Source organism: Cellulomonas septica, from assembly GCF_012396155.1.
GTDB classification, from domain to species: Bacteria; Actinomycetota; Actinomycetes; order Actinomycetales; family Cellulomonadaceae; genus Cellulomonas; species Cellulomonas septica.
The window spans coordinates 1-3,438 of record NZ_JAAXOY010000380.1; the positions used below are offsets into that span (position 1 = coordinate 1).

General features: G+C 75.7%; 3 protein-coding genes. 1 reads left to right on the forward strand and 2 read right to left on the reverse strand.

Features of this window, described 5'->3' with window-relative positions; genetic code table 11:
• A partial coding sequence (locus HGA02_RS13560; protein WP_210728560.1) for a glycosyltransferase family protein occupies positions 1 to 695 on the reverse strand: 695 nt, incomplete at its 3' end.
• On the reverse strand, positions 692 to 1,039 hold the full coding sequence (locus tag HGA02_RS13565; RefSeq protein ID WP_162352490.1) for a hypothetical protein: 348 nt from the start codon (positions 1,037 to 1,039) through the stop codon (positions 692 to 694). The genes HGA02_RS13560 and HGA02_RS13565, both read right to left, overlap by 4 nt.
• 98 nt (positions 1,040 to 1,137) lie before the next feature.
• On the opposite strand from HGA02_RS13565, the gene HGA02_RS13570 reads away from it, so the two are divergent.
• A partial coding sequence (locus tag HGA02_RS13570) for a glycosyltransferase (RefSeq protein ID WP_343035475.1) occupies positions 1,138 to 3,438 on the forward strand: 2,301 nt, incomplete at its 3' end.

A 3,438-nucleotide genomic window follows, 5' to 3' on the forward strand; every position in this document is an offset into this window, starting at 1 on the left:
CACGTGCGGGCGCTGCCGCGCCGTGGTCCGCGCTCGACCGTGACCTCCTGGCCGGCGCGGGCGAAGTGGCGGGAGACCGCGCGCAGCCCGGCGTCCCACTCGTCGTCGGTGACCTCGGGCGGCGCGCTGCGCGTGAGCCCGACGAGCGACAGGTGCTCGATGCGGTCGGTGCGCTCGACGACGCGCAGGTGCGCGTCCCACTCGGCCGCGCCGTCGGACTCGGGCACGAAGCCGCCGACACGGTGCAGCAGGTCGCGCCGGACCGCGCAGAGCCGACCCAGGTAGTCCGTCCCGCGCTCGTACTCGGGCACCCACCCGGGCTTCGTCACCGAGCCGTCGGCGCCGGGAGCGGGCCACTGCTCGTCGGTGTACGCGACGTCGAGCTCGGGCCGGAGCGCGAGCAGCGCGAGCAGGGCGTCCACGCCACCCGGCTCGAGGCGGTCGTCAGGGCCCAGCACGGCGACCCACGTGCCGTGCGCCACCGCGAGCGCGCGCGTGAGCTGCTCGGTGCGCGAGCCGGTGGCGACGACCTCGTGGACCCACCGACGGCCCGCGCCGAGCGGCGCCTCCGTGACGACGACCAGGTCCCAGCGGGCGCCCGCCGGACGGACGAGCCGGGCGGCGTCGACCGTGCGTGCGGCCGCCTCGAGGTCGTCGCCTGCGGCGAGCAGCAGCGTGAGGAGCGGTGGGGTCATCGAAGGCGTGCTCGGGCGGAGCGCACCGCACGACGGGGCACGCCCGCCGCCGACCTCACCGTCCGGCGGACGCGCGACGACCAGGTGGGCGGCACCGTCGCCGCGCGCAGGTCGTCGATCCAGCCGTCCCGCTCCTTGATGGCGACGCGCTGGTCGGCGAGCAGCGCGTCGCGCACGCGGACGGCCCCTCGGAGACCGGCGATCTGCGCCTCGAGGCGCACCACCTTGTCCTGCAGTGCGGACACCTCACGCGCCGCGGCCTCCCCCTCGAGCCCTGCGTGCAGCGTCCGGTCTGTCGTGCGCAACCCGGTGAGCCAGGCTGCCGCTTCTTCCTCGACCGGCATGCGAGCAGGGTAGAGCATGCGACGCCGCGTCGTGCGCGTCCCGTTCTCCCAGCGTGGGCGGCCCCGAGGGCCGCTGCGAGCCGCCTAGACTTGATCAGGTGCGCATCGCAGTCGTCTCGGCTCACTACCCCCCGAACCTCACCAGCGGTGGCACGCTCGTGCCGCAGCGGCTGGCTCGCGGGCTCGCCGCGCGAGGCCACGACGTGCGCGTGTTCGCGGGGCACCTGGACGACGCGCGGGAGCCGTTGTCGACGTGGGACGAGGTCGAGGAGACGGGCCTGCCGGTCCGCTGGGTGGCGATCACGCCGTTCACCGCGTGGTCCGACCCGCTCAACAGCATGAACCCCGGCGCGGAGGCCGCGTTCGCGCGCTGGCTCGACGAGCACCCCGCGGACGTCGTGCACCTGCACGCGCTCCAGACGCTGGGCGGCGGGCTGGTCCGGGTCGCGCGACGCTCGGGCGCTCGGGTCGTCGTCACCATGCACGACTTCTGGTGGACGTGCGCGCGGCAGTTCCTCGTGGCGCCGGACATGCAGCCGTGCTCGCTCGTCGTGTCGTGCGGCGGGTGCCCGTGCGCCGTCGACCACGGCTGGCTCGAGGAGCGCAACGCGCGCCTCGCCGAGTGCCTGGCGGACGCCGACCTCGTGCTCGCGCCGTCGCGGAGCGCGGCCGACGTGATGATCGCCAACGGCGTCGACGCCCGACTGGTCCGGGTCGACGAGAACGGCCTCCCGGACGGGGCGCCGCAGGCCGGGGAGCGCGCCACGTCGGGCGCCGTCCGCCTCATGTTCGCGGGCGGCAGCGACCCCATGAAGGGGCTGCCCGTCCTGCTCGACGCGGTCCGCGAGGTGCCGCCGGGCGACTGGTCGCTCGACCTCTACGGCGTGCCGGACGACGCCGTGCGGGGCCTGACCGGTGTCCGTGCGCAGCCCGCGTTCCAGCCGACGGACCTCCAGGGCGTCCTCGCGGCGCACGACGTGCTCGTGCTGCCGTCGGTCATGCGCGAGTCCCACTCCATCCTCACGCGCGAGGCGCTGGGCGCCGGCCTCGCGGTCGTCTGCACCGACACCCTCGGTCCCGAGGAGGTGGTGCGCGACGGCGAGAACGGCCTGATCGTGCCCGCCGCGGACCCGCACGCGCTCGCCGTGGCGCTGCGCGACCTCGTCTCGGCGCCCGAGCGGGTCGCGCAGATGCAGGAGCACGCCCCCGACGTCGTCGTGCGGGCGCTCGACGACCAGGTCCAGGGTCTCGACGCGCTGTACCGCGAGCTCGTCGCGGAGCAGGACCCGGCGGCGGTCGAGCCCGTGCCGGTCGTCAGCCGCGTGCTGTTCGTCGTCGGCATCCAGGGCGCGCCGCTGCGCTACCGCGCGCAGCTGCCCGCGGAGTCGCTGCGGGAGCTCGGCGTCACGGCCGAGGTCCGGCACTACCGCGACCCCGAGCTGCCCGCGCTCGCCGCCGTCGCGGACGCCGTCGTGGTCTACCGCGTCCCGGCCACGGACGACGTCCTCGCCCTGGTCCGGCAGGTCCGTGAGCGGGACCGCCCCGTGCCGGTGCTGTTCGACGTCGACGACCTCATCGTGGACCCCGAGCTGCGCGGTCAGGTCCACGGGCTCGGCGGCATGAGCGAGGACGAGCTCGCCCTCTGGTGGAACGGGGTCGCGCGCTACCGGACGACGCTCGAGGCGTGCGACGCCTACATCGGCAGCACGCAGGCGCTGTGCGACGAGGTGGGCCGGCTGACCGGCATGCCCGCGCACCGCTTCGCCAACGGCGTCGGCTCGGCGCTCGGCCGGATCAGCGAGGCCGCGCTCGCCCGTGACCGGCGACCCGGGCCGCTGCGCATCGGCTACTTCTCGGGCACCACGACGCACGACGCCGACTGGGCGCTGGTCGAGCCGGCCGTCGTCGAGGTCATGCGGCGGCACCCCGACGTGCAGCTGTGGCTCGGCGGCCTGCTGACGACCGGTCCGGCGCTCGAGCCCGTCGCCGACCGCGTGCACCGCCTCCCGATGCTGCCGTGGACCGAGCTGCCCGGGCGGCTGCGCGACGTCGACGTCAACCTCGCCCCGCTCGTCCTGGGGTCGGTGTTCAACGAGGCCAAGTCCGCGATCAAGTGGCTCGAGGCGGCGCTGACCGCGACGCCGACGGTCGCCTCGCCCACGCAGCCGTTCCGCGAGTCGATCGAGGACGGCGTGACGGGGCACCTCGCGCAGACCCACGACGAGTGGGTCGACGCGCTCGAGCGGCTCGTGACCGACGAGCACCACCGGACCCTGGTCGGTGCCCGGGCGCGCCGCGCCGCCCTGCTGCAGTGGTCGCCCGCGCCGCAGGGACGGCGGTACCTCGAGATCCTCGAGCAGGCGTCCCTGCACGTGCGGCTCGCGCCCCGGCGCGAGACG

Coding starts and splice junctions, on each gene's coding strand:
- HGA02_RS13565 (WP_162352490.1), bottom strand. CDS start 1,039: ATGCCGGTCGAGGAAGAAGCGGCAGCCTGGCTCACCGGGTTGCGCACG.